Source organism: Curtobacterium sp. BH-2-1-1 (assembly GCF_001806325.1).
Lineage (GTDB): Bacteria > Actinomycetota > Actinomycetes > Actinomycetales > Microbacteriaceae > Curtobacterium.
Window position 1 is genome coordinate 493,746 of sequence record NZ_CP017580.1, and the last position, 18,372, is coordinate 512,117.

The 18,372-nt window shown below is 71.6% G+C and carries 15 protein-coding genes; 8 read left to right on the forward strand and 7 right to left on the reverse strand.

Annotated features, from left to right (window positions below):
- Positions 1 to 6: 6 nt before the first annotated feature.
- The 3 genes from BJK06_RS02250 to BJK06_RS02260 all read right to left on the reverse strand — a co-directional run bounded on the left by BJK06_RS02250 (position 7) and on the right by BJK06_RS02260 (position 3,230).
- Complete coding sequence (locus BJK06_RS02250; protein WP_070419138.1) at positions 7 to 1,479, reverse strand: aspartate ammonia-lyase; 1,473 nt, start codon at positions 1,477 to 1,479, stop codon at positions 7 to 9.
- Between the two features lie 198 nt (positions 1,480 to 1,677).
- Positions 1,678 to 1,974: a hypothetical protein gene (locus tag BJK06_RS02255; RefSeq protein WP_070416529.1), complete on the reverse strand. Its 297-nt coding sequence runs from the start codon at positions 1,972 to 1,974 to the stop codon at positions 1,678 to 1,680.
- Positions 1,974 to 3,230 carry an inorganic phosphate transporter gene (locus BJK06_RS02260; protein ID WP_083294992.1) on the reverse strand — a complete coding sequence of 419 codons (1,257 nt, stop codon included), beginning with the start codon at positions 3,228 to 3,230 and terminating at the stop codon, positions 1,974 to 1,976. Before BJK06_RS02260 ends, BJK06_RS02255 begins: the two co-directional genes overlap by 1 nt.
- Before the next feature lie 116 nt (positions 3,231 to 3,346).
- On the opposite strand from BJK06_RS02260, the gene BJK06_RS02265 reads away from it, so the two are divergent.
- From BJK06_RS02265 to BJK06_RS02275, 3 genes are all read left to right on the forward strand, one after another.
- On the forward strand, positions 3,347 to 5,035 hold the full coding sequence (locus BJK06_RS02265; protein ID WP_070416531.1) for a sodium:proton antiporter: 1,689 nt from the start codon (positions 3,347 to 3,349) through the stop codon (positions 5,033 to 5,035).
- 61 nt (positions 5,036 to 5,096) lie between these two features.
- Positions 5,097 to 6,707 carry an ABC transporter permease gene (locus BJK06_RS02270; protein WP_070416532.1) on the forward strand — a complete coding sequence of 537 codons (1,611 nt, stop codon included), beginning with the start codon at positions 5,097 to 5,099 and terminating at the stop codon, positions 6,705 to 6,707.
- Positions 6,708 to 6,932: 225 nt separating this feature from the next.
- On the forward strand, positions 6,933 to 7,223 hold the full coding sequence (locus BJK06_RS02275) for a hypothetical protein (protein ID WP_070416533.1): 291 nt from the start codon (positions 6,933 to 6,935) through the stop codon (positions 7,221 to 7,223).
- A 25-nt stretch (positions 7,224 to 7,248) separates the two neighbouring features.
- Here the strand turns inward: BJK06_RS02275 and BJK06_RS02280 are convergent, their stop codons facing one another.
- The gene (locus BJK06_RS02280; RefSeq protein WP_181015131.1) at positions 7,249 to 7,773 is read right to left on the reverse strand and encodes an 8-oxo-dGTP diphosphatase; all 525 of its coding nucleotides are present in this window, start codon (positions 7,771 to 7,773) and stop codon (positions 7,249 to 7,251) included.
- 64 nt (positions 7,774 to 7,837) lie between these two features.
- On the opposite strand from BJK06_RS02280, the gene BJK06_RS02285 reads away from it, so the two are divergent.
- Together BJK06_RS02285 and BJK06_RS02290 are read left to right on the forward strand one after the other, a co-directional pair.
- Complete coding sequence (locus BJK06_RS02285) at positions 7,838 to 8,188, forward strand: tryptophan synthase subunit alpha (protein WP_070416534.1); 351 nt, start codon at positions 7,838 to 7,840, stop codon at positions 8,186 to 8,188.
- A 34-nt stretch (positions 8,189 to 8,222) separates the two neighbouring features.
- Positions 8,223 to 9,113 carry an aminodeoxychorismate lyase gene (locus BJK06_RS02290; protein ID WP_070416535.1) on the forward strand — a complete coding sequence of 297 codons (891 nt, stop codon included), beginning with the start codon at positions 8,223 to 8,225 and terminating at the stop codon, positions 9,111 to 9,113.
- Positions 9,114 to 9,186: 73 nt separating this feature from the next.
- On the opposite strand, the gene BJK06_RS02295 is transcribed toward BJK06_RS02290, so the two are convergent.
- Positions 9,187 to 10,386 carry an amidohydrolase gene (locus BJK06_RS02295; protein ID WP_070416536.1) on the reverse strand — a complete coding sequence of 400 codons (1,200 nt, stop codon included), beginning with the start codon at positions 10,384 to 10,386 and terminating at the stop codon, positions 9,187 to 9,189.
- A 174-nt stretch (positions 10,387 to 10,560) separates the two neighbouring features.
- Here BJK06_RS02295 and BJK06_RS02300 point away from each other — a divergent pair, with 174 nt between their 5' ends.
- Positions 10,561 to 11,769, forward strand: coding sequence for a Fic family protein (locus BJK06_RS02300; RefSeq protein WP_070419140.1), 1,209 nt, complete (start codon positions 10,561 to 10,563; stop codon positions 11,767 to 11,769).
- A complete protein-coding gene (locus BJK06_RS02305) occupies positions 11,766 to 13,910 on the forward strand; it encodes a S9 family peptidase (RefSeq protein ID WP_070419141.1) in 2,145 nt (714 codons plus the stop codon). The genes BJK06_RS02300 and BJK06_RS02305 overlap by 4 nt, the downstream gene beginning before the upstream one ends.
- An 85-nt stretch (positions 13,911 to 13,995) precedes the next feature.
- On the opposite strand, the gene BJK06_RS02310 is transcribed toward BJK06_RS02305, so the two are convergent.
- Complete coding sequence (locus BJK06_RS02310; RefSeq protein WP_070416537.1) at positions 13,996 to 15,525, reverse strand: CYTH domain-containing protein; 1,530 nt, start codon at positions 15,523 to 15,525, stop codon at positions 13,996 to 13,998.
- Positions 15,526 to 15,585: 60 nt separating this feature from the next.
- On the opposite strand from BJK06_RS02310, the gene BJK06_RS18765 reads away from it, so the two are divergent.
- Positions 15,586 to 15,858 carry a mycoredoxin gene (locus tag BJK06_RS18765; protein WP_070416538.1) on the forward strand — a complete coding sequence of 91 codons (273 nt, stop codon included), beginning with the start codon at positions 15,586 to 15,588 and terminating at the stop codon, positions 15,856 to 15,858.
- Between the two features lie 123 nt (positions 15,859 to 15,981).
- Here the strand turns inward: BJK06_RS18765 and BJK06_RS02320 are convergent, their stop codons facing one another.
- Positions 15,982 to 18,111, reverse strand: coding sequence for a DEAD/DEAH box helicase (locus tag BJK06_RS02320; RefSeq protein ID WP_070416539.1), 2,130 nt, complete (start codon positions 18,109 to 18,111; stop codon positions 15,982 to 15,984).
- Positions 18,112 to 18,372: the final 261 nt, after the last annotated feature.

The following is an 18,372-nucleotide window of genomic DNA, read 5'->3' on the forward strand; positions in this document are numbered from 1 at the left end:
CGCGCGTCAGCGCTCGCGCGCCGCCCGGTCGAGCATCTCCTCGGTGACGACCGGGATCGCCCCCGTCGCCAGCTCGATGCCCGACAGCCGCGCCGGGCTCAGGACGCGCTGGACCTGGTCCTCCTCCATGAGCCCCGCCGCGGTCACGAGCGTCGAGATGGGCGTCGAGGTCGTCAACGCCGTGTGCGCGATCGACGCCGCGGCCGCGTACCCGATGTACGGCGTGAGCGCGGTGACGACGCCGACGTTCGTGTCCACCTGTGCTGCGAGCTTCGCCTCGTTCGCCTCGATCCCGGCCACGCAGTTCACCCGGAGCGTCGCGCACCCGCTCGCCATCCACTGCAGCGACTGCAGGATCGAGTGGGCGATGATCGGCTCGAACGCGTTGAGCTGCAGCTGCCCGCCCTCGGCCGCCATCGTGACCGTGGTGTCCGCTCCCACGACGGCGAACGCGATCTGGTTCACGACCTCGGGGATGACCGGGTTCACCTTGCCCGGCATGATCGAGGACCCCGCCTGCCGTGCCGGGAGCGTGATCTCCCCCAGGCCGGCCTGCGGACCCGAGGCCAGCAGCCGCAGGTCGTTGCAGATCTTCGAGAGCTTCGCCGCGCTCCGCTTCACGGTGCCGGAGAGGGTCATGAACGCGCCGGCGTCGCTCGTCGCCTCGATGAGGTCCGGTGCCGTCACGATGTCGAGCCCGGACGCGACCTGCAGCTGGCGGCGGACCTCGTCACGGTACTGCGGGTCGGCCGTGATGCCCGTGCCGATCGCCGTCGCACCGAGGTTCGTCTCGGCGAGCAGCGGCATGACCGTCTTGAGCAGGAGGACGTCCTCCTGGATGGTGTGCGAGAACCCGGTGAACTCCTGCCCGAGGGTCATCGGCACCGCGTCCTGCAGCTGCGTGCGTCCGATCTTCAGCACGTCTTGGAAGGCGTGCCCGCGCTCCGCGAACGCGTCGGACAGCGCCTCGAGCTGCGACACGAGCCGCCGTACGCCGAGGATCATCGCGAGCTTGATGCTCGTCGGGTACGTGTCGTTCGTCGACTGGCTGCGGTTGACGTGGTCGATCGGGTGCAGGTACCCGTAGTCGCCCTTCTCGCGGCCGAGGAGCTCGAGGGCACGGTTCGCGAGCACCTCGTTCGTGTTCATGTTCGTCGAGGTACCGGCACCGCCCTGCACGATGTCGACGACGAACTGGTCGCGGAGCGAGCCGTCGCGGACCTCCTGCGCGGCACGGTCGATGGCGTCGGCACGCTCGGCGTCGAGCACCCCGATCGCCTTGTTCGCCCGGGCGGCCGCCTGCTTGACGGTCGCGAGGGCCTCGATGAGGTCCGGGTAGACCGCGATCGGCACCGAGGTGATGGGGAAGTTCTCGAGGGCGCGGAGGGTGTTGATGCCCCAGTACGCGTCCGCTGGGACGTCACGCGACCCCAGGGAGTCGGTCTCGGTACGGGTCTGTGCTGCTTCGTTGCCGGTCACGCCCACGAGGGTAGCCCGTCCGGCCGGTCGGGGCCGGGCCCCGGCCCGGGCGGGCGCGTCGCGACGTGCGCGGACGTCGCGGGTGGCGCCGTGGACGCGCGCGGTGACGGCCTGGAGGCGCGGTGCGGGCCGTCACCGTGCCTCCAGGCCGTCAGGGGGTCGCGCCCAGGGCACGCACGCCGGTCGGCGCCGGACGCGTCAGTGGAACTGCGGGACGATGAGGTAGATGCCGTAGAGGACGGCCGCGCCGGAGACGACGAAGCAGGCGACGGACAGGGTCCGGAACCAGCGCACGGCGGTCGTGACGTTCGACGGGTGCGGGAACCCGACCGTCGCCGGACCGATCGTGCCGTCGTCCTTCACGGTGAACTTGCCGGCGCGGGTGTCGGCGGCGCTCCAGAAGCGGAGGCCGATCGAGTACACGGTGACCACGAAGCACGCGCCGACGAGCGAGACGATCGCCACGGTGAGGAACGCGAACCAGTCGATGCTCATCAGCGTCGTCCTCCCTTGCGGCCGGCCATGCGGCGCAGGGTGCGCTCGCGGCTCAGCTCGGCTCGACGCGCGGCGACGGTCTCGGCGCGCTTCTTCCGCTGCAGGTCACGCAGCTCCTTGCGGGTGAACACCGCGTTGGCGGCGACGTCCACCTCGATCGCGGCGGCCTGCTCGTGCGGCTTGCGGAGCGACCACAAGTAGAGCCCGAGGATCACCGCGGCGCCGACGACCGCGTCGATGACGAGGCCCGTGACGCCGAGGCGGGCGATGCCGGACGCGACCGCGCCGACGGCAGCGGCTGCCGGGAGGGTGATGAACCAGGCGATCACGATCTTGCCGGCGGTGGACCACTGGATCTTCGACCCGCGGCGGCCCAGACCGGCGCCGATGATCGATCCGGAGGACACCTGCGTGGTGGACAGCGCGAAGCCGAGGTGGCTCGAGGCGAGGATCGTCGCCGCGGTCGACGCCTCGGCCGCGAACCCCTGCGTCGCGCGGATCTCGGTGATGCCGGACCCGAGCGTGCGGATGATGCGCCACCCGCCGGTGTACGTGCCGAGGGCGATCGCCAGGGCGCAGGCGATGACGACCCAGAACTGGACGCCCTGCTCGGACGACTGCGCACCCGAGGCGATGAGGGTCAGCGTGATGACGCCCATCGTCTTCTGCGCGTCGTTCGTGCCGTGCGCGAGCGACACCATCGAGCTCGTGAAGACCTGGCCGATGCGGAAGCCGCCGCGCTCGTTCGGGAAGACCGGGCGCCGGGTGATCCGGTACGCGATCCGCGTGGACAGGAACGAGACCAGCGCGGCGATCACCGGCGAGAGGAACGCGGGGATGATCACCACCGTCAGCAGGGCCGCGTAGTTGACGGCGTTGAACCCCGCACCGACGATCGCGGCACCGATGAGCCCGCCGAACAGCGCGTGCGAGGACGACGACGGCAGGCCGCGGAGCCACGTGATCATGTTCCAGACGACCGCCCCGATGAGCCCGGCGAAGATCATCTCCGGGCTGATCGCCACGCCTCCGGGCCCCTCGTTGATGAGGCCGTGCGAGATCGACGTCGCCACCGCGGTGCTGAGGAACGCACCGACGAGGTTGAGCACCGCGGCGACCGTGACGGCCACCTTGGGCTTCATCGCACCGGTGGCGATCGGGGTCGCCATCGCGTTGGCGGTGTCGTGAAAACCGTTTGTGAAGTCGAAGAAGAGGGCCAACGCGATGACCAGGACGACTATGAGTGTGATGTCCACCGCGGGCAAGTGTCCCAGGCTGGACGCCGCCTGGCAAACCCTGTCGGACACCTGCTGTTCATGTCGCCTTCGGACTCGTTCAGATCCGGAACCATTCCGATGGGAGAATGGACGGCATGGACACCGTCGAGCTCCTCATCCTGTTGGTCGGATCGCTCGCGGTGACGGGGTTCGCTCGGGCCAAGGGACTGCCGGCGCCACTGCTCGTGACGGCCGTCGCCCTGGCCGCGTCGTTCCTGCCAGGCCTCCCGCCGATCGAGATCGACTCCGAGGTCATCCTGACGATCATCCTGCCGCCGCTGCTCTACTCGGCGGCGCTCGACGTGTCGTGGCAGAGCTTCCGGCAGTCGATCAAGCAGATCCGTCGACTCGGCATCTTCCTCGTGATCATCACGGCACTGGCCGTCGGCCTCGCGGCGTACATCATCATCCCCGACATGGACTGGCCCGCGGCGATCCTGCTCGGCGCGATCGTCGCCCCGCCGGACGCGGTGTCGGCCGCCGCGATCGGCCGGAAGCTCGGGCTCCCCCGCCGCGTGATGACGGTGCTGTCCGGCGAGAGCCTCATCAACGACGCTGCGTCCCTGACGCTCGTGCGCGTGTTCACCCTGATCGCGGCGGGCACCTCGCTCACGATCTGGCAGGACCTCGGGATCTTCGGCCTCGCGATCGGCGTCGGGCTGGCGGTCGGCATCGTCCTCGGCGTCGCGGTGCACTGGATCCGGATGCGGATCAACGACCCGGTGGTCGAGACGATCATGAGCATCCTGCTGCCGTTCGTCGCGTACATCCTCGCCGAGGACCTCTCCGGCTCCGGGGTGATCGCGGTGGTGACCGCCGGCCTCTACATCGGCTACAACTCGCCGAAGGAGGGCTACGCGACCCGGCTGCAGGAGCGCCCGCTCTGGACGAGCATCGACGTCATCCTCGAGGGGTTCGTCTTCGCCCTGATCGGCCTCCAGCTCAACACCGTCGTGCAGGACCTCGTCGAGAGCGAGCGCAGCCTCGGGCAGACCCTGACCGCCGCGGCCGTGGTGCTCGTGGTGGTGATCCTCGTGCGGCCGCTCTTCGTGTTCGAGTCCTACGTGCGCAACCGCTTCAACGGCAGGTGGTTCCGACCCCTGCGCATCCGGCTCTCCCGCGGCCACCCGTCCCTGCGGTGGATGCGCGGCTCGGCGGAACCGAAGCTCAACTGGCGCGAGCTCACCGTCATCTCGTGGACGGGCATGCGGGGCGTGGTGACCCTCGCCGCGGCCGTGTCGGTCGTCGCGAACCCGGTCGACATCAAGGCCCAGGACACCATCTTCATCATCGCGTTCATCGTGACGGTGGGGACCCTCCTGCTCCAGGGACTCACCCTGCCGTTCGTGATCCGGTCGCTCAAGGTGCAGGACCCGGCCGAGGGCGAGGAGGACGTCCGCAGCGAGATGCGCCTCAACCAGCGCACGACCGAGGCCGCGATCGAGCTGCTCGAGAAGCGACGTCCGGAGTGGTCGAAGCAGTACGGCGACGAGGCCGTCGACGCCGTGGTGAACCGGCTCAAGGCCCGGCTCGAGCGACAGGCGGAGACGTTCCGCCGCGACGCCGAGGAAGAGGAGGACGAGGAGCGCAACGCCCCGGTCCGCCTACGGGGTGCGCAGATCCAGGACATCCGGCGGGAACTGCTCGACCGTCGCCGCGAGATCGTGCTCGAGGAACGCGAGAAGGGCAACCTCGACGAGGAGGTCATGCGCCGCGTGCTCGTGACCCTCGACGCCGAGGAACTCGCGATGGACTCGGCGCAGGCGTCGCGCAGCCGGTCCTGACCGCGACCAGGATCCCGGGCGTATCCTGGCGGCCCGACCCAGAACAGGAGCGCATCGCCGAGTGAGCACGCCGCGGAACGACGTCCCCAGGAACAACGACCTCCCGGATCGTGACGGGGGGCCGCGGCAGCCATCCGCTCCCAAGCAGCGCACGACGCGTCCGTCCACCCGCGGTGGTTCGAAGCCCCGACGCGGTGCCCCGGTCGCCGGCACCCGGCCGACCCGCACCGGCTCCGGTGGTTCCGGTCGCGTCCGGCAGGCACCCGTCCCGGAGCCGCAGCGCATCAGCGGCTACCGGCGCTGGTTCGGGACGCTGCACCCGTCGCTCCAGTTGATCGGCCTGCAGCTCTGGATGCCGCTGTTCTTCATCGTCGGCTTCTGCCTCTGCTACGTCTTCGCGTTCCACGCCCCGCACCCGCACGACGTCCCCGTGGCACTCGTCGGCAGCGACCCGACCCTGGTGGCCGCGATGCAGAAGGCGCTGCCGGGCGAGTACCTCTTCCACACCTACGACTCCCTCGCGCAGGCCAAGCGCGACGTGCTCGCCGGCACCATGGCCGTGGCGTACGACCCCTCGACGAACGAGGTCTTCAAGGCCACCGCGCACCAGTTCCAGGTCGCCTCGCTCGTCCCCGTGACGCTGAGCACCGTCCTGACCGGCATCGGGATCGCAGCCCCCACCGTGACCGAACTGGCTCCGCTGCCCGCCTGGGACGAGTACGGCACCGTCGCCATGTACGTCATGCTCGCCTGGTGCATCGGCGGCTACATGGTCGCGATGTTCATCGGCATCATGGGCGGCCCGCTCCGGCACCGCACGCGCATGGCCGTCATCGTCGTCGGTGGCCTGGTCATCTCGCTCATCACGAACACCCTCGCCGGGCCCGTGGTCGGCGCCATCCACGGACACTGGATCGAGCTCGTCCTCATCGCCTGGGGCTGGATCGTCGCGATCGGCCTCGCCGTCAACGGCCTGAGCTACTTCGTCGGCCGGTTCATCGCCGCGCCGGCCATGATCTGCTTCGTCTTCCTGTCGATGCCGTCGTCCGGCGGCGCCTACCCGAAGTGGTTCATGCCGGAGCCGTTCGCGTGGCTCAACAACGTCGTCGTCGGCTCGAGCATGGTCGACATGATCAAGCACCAGATCTACGGCGTCGGCCCGTCGTACTCGCGCGGCCTCATCACGATGGCCTGCTACGCCGGCGCCGGACTCGTCCTCATGTACTTCGGCAAGCAGTGGTGGGAGCGCCGACGCATCCGTGCCATCGTCACCGGCCGCACGACGATGTTCCAGGACGCCCAGACCGCGAACCGCGAGTTCCTCGGCAAGCAGCGCGACGCCGAGCTCGAGCGCCACGGGCTCACCTCGACCGAGACCGGCACGCTGAGCGTCCTCCACGATGACGACTGGGAGGACGAACGCGTCGGCGGCGACGTCTTCATGGGCGGTCGCGACGGCCTCGAGACCGAGACCACGCCCACGGGTCGCATCCCCGTCGTCCGCGGGGACCGCACCGGTCCGGTGCAGCGTCCAGGAGGCGCGGCGACCGGCCCCCGCACCCGTCCCGTCCCACGGGCCGATGGGTCCAGGGCACCGGGTCGCGCCGACGCCACGGGTCGCGCCGCCGACGGTGCCGGTGAGCGCCCGCACGGTCGGCACGCGGACCGCTGACCCCCGGGCGCCGCGCCGCGCGCGCCTGCGGCGCCCGTGCGTGTGCATGTTCCGACATCGCACGCGTCGATCGACGGGCACGATGTCGAACGGTGCACACGCATCCGATGCACGTGCACACTTCGACACTGTGCCAGTCGATCGACGCGCGCAGTGTCGCACGGTGCACGCGCATCGACACGACCGACGCCCGGACCGCGTCCGCACGGCGCGTATCCTGGGGGCATGAACCCGCGCATCGCCTGGCACCGCGTCCTCGTCACCGTCGTCGTCGTGTTCCTCGTGCTGACGGTCGGGTTCTACGCGGCGAGTGTGCTGCTCGCCCCCGCCGACGGCCGCAACGTCGCCGGGCTGTTCGTCGGCTGGGCGATGTTCGCGATGATCGGCGCGATCGTGTTCGGCATCATCGACTTCTTCGTGCGCCCGCTCGGCGGACGGAGCGGTGACGCCGAGGTCATCGCCGCGGCCGAGGAAGCCCGCACCGGCAGCACCCGCACGCAGACCCCCTCCCGGTAGGACGACGCGCTGGGACGGAGTCGGGTCAGGGTCCCGACGGCGCTGCCACCCCGGTGCCGGTGTAGCCCGACACCGTGGCATCGTCCTCGGCGAACGTGAACCGCGCCCGCACCGATCCCCCGCCGAGCACGCCCGGCAACCAGTACTTCGCGTCGTCCCACATCGCGTCGAACGGCACGGCGTCGACCGGGATCCAGCGGGGTTCGAGTTCGTCGCTGCCCGACGGGCTGCCCTGCCAGCGGCGGCAGACGAAGACGTCCGAGACCTGGGACCAGGACGGGCGGTACGGGAACCGGTAGTCCAACGTGCCCCGCGCCTCCAGGTCCGCCGCGTCGATCCGCAGGCCGACCTCTTCCGCGACCTCACGCACCGCCGTCTCGACGGCGGACTCCCCCGGTTCCCGCTTGCCGCCGGGTCCGACGAGCCGGCCGGCCCCGAGGCCGCGTCGCTTCTCCCCGAGGAGCACCTCGGGGCCCTGTTCGCCGTCGCGCACGAGGTAGACGACGACCACGGCTGGGTGCTGGGACTTGCTCGGGTCGCGTGGGGTCACGCGTCCAGTCTGGCCGAAGTTCTGGCGTAGGCTTTTTCCATGGCGGGCACGCTGCGGGGGCACCATGGCTGAGCCGGGCAGGACCGGGCGCAGCCTCGAAGTGCTGCGCGCCGAGGCAGCCGAGGAGATCTCGATGATCGTCGAGCACCGCAGCCGCCAGGGCGAGGACCCGTGGGAGTTCATGCCGACGCTCCCCACCGTGGACGAGCAGGTCGTGCTCATCCTCCGCGCCGACGCGGTCGAGCTGGACGCCGCGATCGGGCAGCGGAGCGCGCAGTGGTCGATGCACCCCGCCTCCGGGCAGGGCACCCGCCTCGGCGAGGAGTACCACCGGCTCCGCCGCATCGCGCTGCAGCACCCCGAGCTGACGCCGGCGGTGTGGAAGCTCATGGGCGCGCTCCCCGAAGCCGGCTAGGTCGTTCCCGGCCGGGCTGCGGTTGGATGGCCCCATGACCGAAACCGTGCTCGCCGTCCTGAACCAGCCCTCCCGCGACCGCGCGCCGCACGACCCCGCGGCGGACGCGTTCACGTGGGCGAAGCCCCTCGAGGAGCACGTCCAGGTGCAGGACCTCGGCATCATCCGCGGCGACGGGGTCTTCGAGACCGTCACCGTGATCGACGGCCACCCGCAGGCGCTCGAGGCGCACCTGGCGCGCTTCGGCCGCTCGGCCGCGATGCTCGACCTGCCTGCACCCGACACCGACGCCTGGCGCCGGGCGATCGAGGCGGTGTGCGCCCGGCTCGACCCGGTCCGCGAAGCCTTCGTCAAGACCGTCCTCACCCGCGGCGTCGAGGGCTCGGACCGCCCGACGGGGTGGGTCTACGCGGCACCGTCCGGCGACTCGACCGCCGCACGCACCGAGGGCATCTCGGTCGTCACGCTCGACCGCGGCTACCGGCACGACGTCGAGCGGACGTCCCCGTGGCTGCTGCAGGGCGCGAAGACGCTGTCGTACGCGGTGAACATGGCAGCGCTCCGCGAGGCCGGCCGACGCGGTGCGGACGACGCCGTGTTCGTCTCGACGGACGGCTACGTGCTCGAGGGCACGCGCGCGAACCTCGTCCTCTCCGTCGGTGGGCGGCTCGTGACGCCGCGCACCGACATCGGGATCCTCGCGGGGACGACGCAGGCCGACGTGTTCCGCTTCGCCGAGGAAGCGGGCATCGAGACCGCCTACGAGCTCGTCACGTTGGACGACTTCCACGCGGCGGACGCGGCCTGGCTCGTCTCGAGCGTGCGCCAAGCGGCGCCGATCCGGTCGGTGAACGGTGTCGCGCGGGCGATCGACGCGGAACTCACGACGCGCATCAACGACTTCCTGCTGGCGCGCGAGGTCTGAGACCCGCCTGCGGGCGGCGGACGGGAGGCGCGGTGCGGGCCCGCACCGTGCCTCCAGTCCGGAACCTTGGTCGCTACCAGCGCGGCGTGGTGACGCCCGTGCCGTCGGCCCACTCGAAGACGGACTCGCCCTCGATCCAGACGCGCGTCGCGCGGCTGGTCGCGTCGAGCGGGTCGCCGTCCCACAGGACGAGGTCGGCGTCGTAGCCCTCGGCGAGGCGGCCGACGCGGTCCCCGAACCCGAGGAAGTCGGCGGGGTTCGTCGTGAGCGCCTCGAGCGCGGTCTGGCGGGGCAACCCCTCCTTCACCGCCGCGGTGGCCTGGTCGACGAGCATGCCGATCGGGACGACCGGGGCGTCGGTCGTGATCGCCACGCGGACCCCGGCCGCCGCGATCGCCGCGAGGTTCGGGATGCCGCGGTCACGGAGCTCGACCTTCGAGCGGCTCGTGAAGAGCGGGCCGTAGATGACGGGGATGTCCTTCTCGGCGAGGACGTGCGCGATCTTGTGCGCCTCGGTGCCGTGGTTCACGACCAGGCGGTACCCGAACTCCTCGGCCAGCCGGATCGCGGTGGCGATGTCGTCGTGGCGGTGCGTGTGCTGGTCCCACGCGAGCTCGCGGTCGAGGACGCGGACGAGCGCCTCCTTCGTGAGGTCGCGGGCGAACGGCTCGCCCTTCGCGGCGGCGGCGTCGCGGGCGGCACGGTAGTTCTGGGCCTCGACGAAGGCGTCGCGGATGATCTTCGCGACGCCGAGACGGGTGGACGGGGTCTGTCCCTTGCCGCCGTACACGCGCTTCGGGTTCTCGCCCAGCGCGCTCTTGATGCTCACCGCGTCGGAGATGAGCTGCTCGTCGATCGTGCGGCCGCCCCAGGTCTTGATCGCGACGGTCTGGCCGCCGATCGGGTTGCCGGACCCGGGCTTGACGACGATCGAGGTGATGCCGCCGGCGAGGGCGTCGCGGAAGCCCTCGTCGTCGATGTCGATCGCGTCGATCGCGCGAACCCCGGCCATGTTCGGGCCGGTCATCTCGTTCGTGTCGTTGCCCGCCTCGCCGTTCGCCTCCTCGTGGATGCCGACGTGCCCGTGCGACTCGACAAAGCCCGGGACGAGCCACGCACCGGCGGCGTCGACGACCGGCAGCCCGGCCGGGGGCGAGACGTCCGGGCCGATCGCGGTGATGCGACCGTGCTCGACCACGACGGCGCCGCCGTCGAACTCGGGGGCGGTGACGGGGACCACGTGTGCGTTCGTCACGACGAAGGAGTTGCTCATGCCACCACGGTACCGACGGGGGCGGACACCGCGGCCGTGCACACGACATGCAGATTCCTCGCGGCGGTGGCCGACGCCGCTCTAGCGTCGAGCCGTCGACCCGTCGAGCCGTCGACCCGTCGTCCCGTCGTCCCGGCGTCCCGTCGTCCCGTCTCGTCCACCGTGGAGGAACCGATGCCCCGCACCGAGCACCCCTGGCCGTCCCACACCACCGTCACGCTGCCCTGGCGCAGCAGCGTGCGCGGCCAGCGGCACGACCGCGAGACGACGTCGGTGGTGGCGTCGGTCCCGCCGCGCATCGCCCGGCTCCCCTGGTCCCCGGACGCCGACACCGCAGCGCTGCTCGACCGCGCCGCCGCCGTGCTCGTGCACCTCGACGAGCACCACGGCGACCGGCTCGCCGTGCTCGGTCGCGTGCTCGACCGGACCGAGGCCGTCGCGACCTCCCGCATCGAGGACGAGCACGCCACGCTCGACGACCTCGCGCGGGCCGTCGTCGGCGTCCGGGCGAACCGCAGCGCGACGGCGATGGTCCGGGCCGGCGGGGCGATCGAGACGCTCGTGTCCTCCGCGGCGTCCGGCACGATCACGGAACGGGCGCTGCTCGCGGCCCACCACCGGCTCCTGCGCGACGACCCGGTCGACGGCCGGGACACCGGACGCTGGCGGGACGTGCAGAACTGGATCGGCGGCGGCGCCACGCCCCGGCTCGCGCGCCACGTCCCGCCGCCGGCAGCGCTCGTGCCAGAGCTGATGGACGACCTGTTCGCGTTCCTCCACCGCGACGACCTGCACCCGATCGCGCAGGCGGCCATCGCGCACGCGCAGTTCGAGTCGATCCACCCGTTCACCGACGGCAACGGGCGGATCGGCCGCGCGCTCGTCGCCGCCGTGCTCCGGCGTCGTGGCCTCGCTCGGACCGTCACGGTGCCGGTCGCGACCGCCCTGGTCGCCGAGCGGGACCGGTACTTCTGGCACCTCGACCGGTACCGTCGTGGTGTCGTCGACGAGTGGGTCCGTGACGTCGCGATCGCGATCGGCACGGTGTGCGACGAAGCCACGGTCACGGCGCTGCTCCTCGACGAGGCCGCCGTCCCCCGCGGGTCGCGGTGGTGGCCGACCCGGGCGCACGACGCCGTCGCCCGGACCCTCCTCGACGATCCCGTCGTCACCGAGGACCACCTCGAGCAGCTGCTCGGCGACGACGCCCGCTCGATCGACACCGTGACCGACGACCTCTGCCGCGCCGGGGTGCTGCGGCCGGTGACCGAGCGGCGCCGTCGCCGAGCGTGGCTCGCGGTGGCCGTCGCCGACGAGGTGACGGCCTTCACCGACCGCGTCCACGACGCCGTCACACACCGGGCGAATAGGGTGGGGTGGTGAGCACCGAGCACGCCCAGGCCACCCCGCCCACCGCCGCCAAGCGGCCCGTGACGCGGACCCACCACGGCATCGACTTCGTCGACGACTACGAGTGGCTGCGCGACAAGGAGTCGCCGGACACCCTGGCCTACCTCGAAGCCGAGAACCGCCACACCGAGCAGGCGACGGCGCACCTCGACGGACTGCGCGACCGGATCTTCGCCGAGGTGAAGAACCGCGTGCAGGAGACCGACCTCTCGGTGCCCGTCCGCATGGGCGACTGGTGGTACTTCACGCGCACGGCCGAGGGCAGCCAGTACGGCGTGCACTGCCGTGCGCCGATCAGCGGGCCGGACGACTGGACCCCGCCTGCCGTGACCGAGGGCGAAGCGACGCTCCCCGGCGAGCAGGTCGTCCTCGACGGCAACGCGCTCGCGGACGGGCACGACTTCTTCTCGCTGGGCTCCTACGACATCAGCGACGACGGCACACGGCTCGTCTACGGCATCGACGTCGAGGGCGACGAGCGGTACACCCTGCACGTGCGGGACCTCACGACCGGCACCGACCTCGGCGACGAGATCCCGAACACCGGCTCCGGGGCGACGTTCGACCCGTCCGGGCGCTTCGTGTTCTACCCGACCGTCGACGACTCCTGGCGGCCCGACCGCATCTGGCGGCACACCGTGGGCAGCCCGGCGGCCGACGACGTCGTCGTGTTCGAGGAGCCGGACGACCGCTACTGGGTCGGCGTCGGGGTCACCCGGTCGTCGCAGTACATCGTGATCGAGCTCGGGTCGAAGATCACCTCCGAGGCGCTCGTCCTCGACGCGGCCGACCCCACCGGCGAGTTCCAGGTCGTGTGGCCCCGGCGCGAGGGCGTCGAGTACGAGATCGAGCACGCGATCGTGGGCGGCAGCGACCGGTTCCTCGTCCTGCACAACGACGGTGCCGAGAACTTCGAGCTCGTCGACGTCCCCGCGGACGACCCCACGTCGGAGCGTGACCGGCGGGTCGTCGTCGCGCACCACGCCGAGCGTCGGATCGAGGCGGTGGACGCCTTCGCCGGACACCTCGCGCTCGAGTACCGGTCCGAGGCGCTCCCCCGCGTCGCGATCATCCCGATCGAGGGCGACGGCTACGGCGACGCGCACGAGGTCCCCTTCGACGAGGCACTGTTCTCGGCCGGGCTCGGTGGCAACCCGGAGTGGGACCAGCCGACGCTCCGGATCGGGTTCACCTCGTTCGTCACCCCGTCCGAGGTGAGCGACCTCGACCTCGCGACCGGCGAGGTCACGGTCCTGAAGCGTCAGCCCGTGCTCGGCGGCTACGACCCGGCCGACTACGTCCAGGAGCGCGACTGGGCCACCGCCGACGACGGTACCCGCGTGCCGATCTCCCTCGTGTGGCGCCGTGACGCGGTCGACATCGACCGTCCGGCCCCGCTGCACCTCTACGGCTACGGCTCGTACGAGCACTCGATCGACCCCGGGTTCAGCGTCATGCGCCTGTCGATGCTCGACCGCGGCGTCGTGTTCGCCGTCGCCCACGTTCGCGGTGGCGGCGAGATGGGTCGGCACTGGTACGAGAACGGCAAGACCCTCACGAAGAAGAACACCTTCTCCGACTTCGTCGCGGTCGCCACGCACCTGATCGACACCGGACGCACCACCGCCGACCGCCTCGTCGCCGAGGGCGGCAGCGCGGGCGGGCTCCTGATGGGCGCTGTGGCGAACCTCGCCCCGGAACGGTTCGCCGGGATCCTCGCGGCGGTGCCCTTCGTCGACGCGTTGACGAGCATCCTCGACCCCGACCTGCCGCTGACGGTCATCGAGTGGGACGAGTGGGGCGACCCGCTGCACGACCCCGAGGTCTACCGGTACATGAGCGAGTACTCGCCGTACGAGAACGTCCGCGACGACGCGCAGTACCCGAAGATCCTCGCCGTGACGTCCATCAACGACACCCGTGTGCTGTACGTCGAGCCCGCCAAGTGGACCGCGAAGCTGCGGGAGGTCGGCGCTCCGGTGCTGCTCAAGACCGAGATGGCAGCGGGGCACGGCGGGGTCAGCGGCCGGTACGCCTCGTGGAAGGAGCGGGCGTTCGAGCTCGCCTGGCTCCTCGACGTCCTGGGGCTGGCGGACGAGGCGCCCGCCGCGTGACGACTTCGTGAGCAGGAATGGTCGGGTTGCCCGTGGGCACCCGACCATTTCTGCTCACCAAGCGAGCGCGCGAGCGCGCGGCGCGTCACACGCGGTTGAGCGCGTGCACCGCCTCGTCGTAGGACTCCTCTGCGAGGCGCACCCGGTCACCCGCGAGCACCCCGTACCCGAACGTGCCCTCGCCGCCGCGCTCGGCGATCGCCGCGTTCGTGCGCAGCGTGTCGAGCGCGTGCAGGGAGCGCACCCGCTCGGTGAGGACGTCGGCCGCCGTCCCGATCCGCTTCCACAGTGCGTGCGGGAACGCGTCGTCGCCGAGCACGTCCATCGTCAGGCGCGCGCGCATCGTCGCCTGCCAGGCGGCCTCGGTCGTGGCGCGGTCGGCGGCCTCACGCGCAGCGGCGGTGTCCGAGGTGTCGTCGGCGACCGCGGCGCGCACGAGTTCGCGGACCTCCGGCTTCACCTGGGCGACGACGTCCTGCGCGACCTTCTTCGGCGAACGGAGGGCCCACGCGGTCGGTGCGGGTCGCTCGACCGCGTCGTCGAGGGCGTCGAGGAGCTCGAGGAACGGCTCGCCGTGCAGGAACGCCACGACGTCCCGGACCGACTGGTCGCGACGTTCGCGGGTGGCCGCCAGGATCCGCTCGCGCGTCATGGCGTCGACGAGCTCGTCCTGCGCCGGGGTCGACGCGCGCGGCAGCCGGTCGATGAGGTACTCCGCCAACGCAGCGCGCGCGGTGACGGCGGCGAGTCCGTCCGCCCCCGCGGCAGCGCGGTCGACGGCGTCGCCGGCGGCGAACGCCGGACGGTACGCGCCGAGGATCGCGGCGATCTCGAGGGCGGTCTCGGCCGCCTGCCGGAGGTCGGTGGCGTCGCCGGAGCGGAGCCGCGCCTCCTGGGCGAGGAGCGCGGCGCGGAGCTTCCGCAGCCGCTTCACCAGCACGCGTGCGGTCGTTCCCTTGTCCGGCTTGTCCTCGGCATGGAGGCGCGGTGCCGGTGCTCCTGCCAGCCCACGTGCCAGCTTGGACGAGACGGCGGCGGGGCCGGCGCCGACGGCGGCGAAGCGCCCGTCCAGCGACGCGAAGAGCTCGTGGGCGACCTGCGGGTCGACGCCGCCGACGATCTCGACCTCGACCTCGCGCCAGGTGCGCGGGGTCTCGGGGGCGTCGTCGTCGAGCCGCGTCGCGCGGACCTGGTCGTCGGCGAGCTCGGCGATCTGGTCGCCGTCCTCGTCGAGCAGCCGCGTCACCGTGCGGGTCGTCGCGATCCGGACCACCGGGTGGAGGCCCCGGCCACGGCGCTCGGTGAAGAGTGCGGCGAGGACCTCGTCGGGGACGGTGTCGGCGTCGTCGGTGAGCGGGAAGTGCTGCTCGTGCCTGACGGTGTCGGACGAGGCGCGCTTGATGTGCCAGCCGGCGTCGGGGCCACCGGTCCGGCGGCGCACCGTCACGCGGGCGGCCACGAGGTCGTACCGCTCGGTGTCCCAGTACGTCGCGTCGAGGTCGAACGGCTCCTGGTGCTCGGTGCGGATGATGCCGCCGATGCCGACGAGGTCCGGCAGGGCACCGCCCTCGGGCAGGTCGTAGGTTCGCTCGATCTCGAGGTGCGTGTCGCTCACGCGGTCCTGTCTACCAGGGCTTCCCGGTGTTCCCCGAACCGGCGGGGTTAGCCTGAGCACATGAGCGAGACGATCACCCGCGACGCGTTCGTGCCGGAGGCCGGCGCCGTCACGATGTTCACGACCAGCTGGTGCGGCTACTGCGCGCGCCTGAAGAACCAGATGTCCAAGGCCGGGGTCCCCTACCGCGAGGTCGACATCGAGCAGACGCCCGGCACGGCCGAACTCGTCGCCGAGGTCAACGGCGGCAACCAGACCGTGCCGACGCTGGTGTTCCCCGACGGCAGCACGGCGACGAACCCCTCGCTCGCCGAGGTCCAGTCGCGCATCTGACACCGCGGGCGCCCACGTCGAACCACGAAACCGACATCGAACCAGGCCGAAGCCCCGGTTCGATGTCGGTTTCGTGGTTCACAGCCGGGCGCGCCACGCGTCACGCGCCGGACGGCGCCGGCCCTAGCCGCGCTCCAGTGCCTCGGTCAGCAGCGCCGCCATCGCGTCGAGCTGGATGTCGCCGGAGTCGACGATCTCCTCGTCCGAGCCGTCGAGCGCGCGGGCGGCCAGGGACGCCTTCGAGTCGATGAGCTCGGCGATCTTGGTGTCGATCGTCTGGGCGGCGATGATGCGCCACGCCGTGACGGGCTCCTCCTGCCCGATGCGGTGCACGCGGTCGATTGCCTGGGTCTGCTCGGCGCTCGTCCACGACAGCTCAGCGAGCACGACGTTCGACGACACCTGCAGGTTCAGGCCGACGCCCGCCGCGGTGAGCGAGCAGACGATCACGGCGACGTCGGGGTCGTTCACGAACGAGTCGATCTCGGCCGTGCGCTGCGCCGGCGTCTGGTCGCCCCGGACCGTCGCGGTGCGGAGGTGTCGACGTGCGAACACCTCTTCCGCCTGGTCCATGACGTCGAGGTGCTTCGCAAAGAACACGACCTTGCCGACGTTCGAGGCGAGCTGCGCCGCGTAGTCCGCCGCGAGCTGTGCCTTGGCCCGGCCGATGCGCCGCACCATCGAGAACACGTTCTCCCCGGTCGGCGAGGCGTCCTGGTCCTCGAGCTCCCAGCGCGCGACCTGGCGGACGAGCTTGTGGTCGATGCCGACGACCGGGTCCTGCCCGGTGCGGGCGTCGAGCGCCTGGTGGTACCGCTTGACGAGCTTCGCGGTGAGCTCGCGCTCGGCGTCGCGGATCGAGCGGCCGACCTCGTCGTCGAGTTCGACGGGGATGTCGGCGATCCGACGTGCCGGGATGTCCGCGGCGACGTCGACCTTGCGGCGGCGGACGATGCCCTGGTCGATGACGGCCTTGCGCGCCTCGACGAAGAAGCCCGGGTCGGCCGGCGTCAGGCCGATCTCCTCGAGCTCGTTCATGAGCTTGGCGCGCGGCTTCTTGTCGTCGATCCAGCCGAGGTACTCCCAGATGGTGCGGAAGTCCTCGACCGAGTTGATCAGCGGCGTACCGGTGAGGGCCATCAGCAGCGGCGACGCGGTGCGCGACCGGATCGCCTCGGCGAGCTGCAGCACGAACTTCGAGCGCTGCGAGTCCTTGTTCTTGATGAAGTGCGCCTCGTCGACGACCATGCCCTTGAACCCGAAGTTCCCGAGCCAGCCGGCGTGCCGGTCGAGGATCTCGTAGTTCACGATGACGATGTCGGCGAACCCGTCGAGGTCGTCCCCGTCGCCGTGGATGACCGTGGCGGTGCGGTTCGGGACCCAGCGGGCGGCCTCCCGCTTCCAGTTCGTCTTGACGACGTTCGGCACGACGACCAGCAGCGGGAAGGCGTTCGCGGCCTCGGCGGCGAGGAGCGACTGCGCGGTCTTGCCGAGGCCGGGCTCGTCGGCGAGCAGGAACGTGCGGTGGCCCTGCGCCGCGGCGGCGATGAGCTCCGCCTGGTGCTTCATGAGCGTGGTGCCCGACCGCGAGTGCAGCGTCGTGGGCTCCGGCAGCGGCATCGTCGCCGCTCCCCCGCCCGCGCCGTACTCGAACGACTTGAACAGCGGGCCGAACAGCTCCCAGTTCGCCAGGCGACGCGGGTGCGCGACGGGCTGATCGGCGAGCGCGAAGTCCGGCGGCAGGAACGGGTTCGCGAGCTGTCGCTGCACGACCGCCTGCGGCACGACCGCACGCACCGGGCTCTCCACCGTCGGCGAGGGCTCCGCCGCGATGACGAGTTCCTCGGGCTGCAGCTCCATGCCGCCCGCGATCATCATGTCGCGCTTCACGGTGCGGGTCGTCTCGCTGACCGACGCCTCTTCCGTGAGGAGCTGGATCACGCTGGTGTCCCGCGCCGCGGTCTTCGCGAGGATCGTCGCGACGCCGTCGAGCCGCTTGAGCTGCTCGGCGCGCTGCGAGTCGGTGAGTTCGGTGTCCGCCTTGACCCGTGCGCGCTCCTCGCGCATGAGCAGGGCGACCGCCTGGAACTTCGAACGGTTCGACGCCTTGAGCGGTCCACGCTGCGCCGCCGCCTCGACCTCGCGCACGGCGCGGGCGAGCACGGGGATGACGCCGTCGTTGTCGAGCGGCCTGGTGCGACGCGACGCGGTCCGCGTCCCGCCGGCTGCTCGCCGGGTGCCTGATCGAGCCAACGCTCCTCCTGTTCCGCCCGTTCGTGCGGGCGAGCCGCCCCGCGGGGCGGAAGTCCTGAACCGGCGCCTGGCACGGCTCCGGTGTTCCGGGGGCCACCGTGGCCCACCGCTTCGCCGGTCCCCGTCCGGGGGACGTGGAGTCCCGCGGACCGTTCCCATCGCGGCCACCGGGTGGGGCCGGATGCGACGGTCCGCGCCGGGATCCGGCGCCGTCACACGCACGTGATGCCCCCTCGGAGCGATCACGGACCCGGTTCCCAC

What these genes read in the sequence shown, in the direction of transcription:
- BJK06_RS02300 (WP_070419140.1), top strand. Translation starts at nt 10,561, where the DNA reads ATGCCCCGCACCGAGCACCCCTGGCCGTCCCACACCACCGTCACGCTG.
- BJK06_RS02255 (WP_070416529.1), bottom strand. Translation starts at nt 1,974, where the DNA reads ATGAGCATCGACTGGTTCGCGTTCCTCACCGTGGCGATCGTCTCGCTC.
- BJK06_RS02290 (WP_070416535.1), top strand. Translation starts at nt 8,223, where the DNA reads ATGACCGAAACCGTGCTCGCCGTCCTGAACCAGCCCTCCCGCGACCGC.
- BJK06_RS02295 (WP_070416536.1), bottom strand. Translation starts at nt 10,386, where the DNA reads ATGAGCAACTCCTTCGTCGTGACGAACGCACACGTGGTCCCCGTCACC.
- BJK06_RS02275 (WP_070416533.1), top strand. Translation starts at nt 6,933, where the DNA reads ATGAACCCGCGCATCGCCTGGCACCGCGTCCTCGTCACCGTCGTCGTC.
- BJK06_RS02265 (WP_070416531.1), top strand. Translation starts at nt 3,347, where the DNA reads ATGGACACCGTCGAGCTCCTCATCCTGTTGGTCGGATCGCTCGCGGTG.
- BJK06_RS18765 (WP_070416538.1), top strand. Translation starts at nt 15,586, where the DNA reads ATGAGCGAGACGATCACCCGCGACGCGTTCGTGCCGGAGGCCGGCGCC.
- BJK06_RS02285 (WP_070416534.1), top strand. Translation starts at nt 7,838, where the DNA reads ATGGCTGAGCCGGGCAGGACCGGGCGCAGCCTCGAAGTGCTGCGCGCC.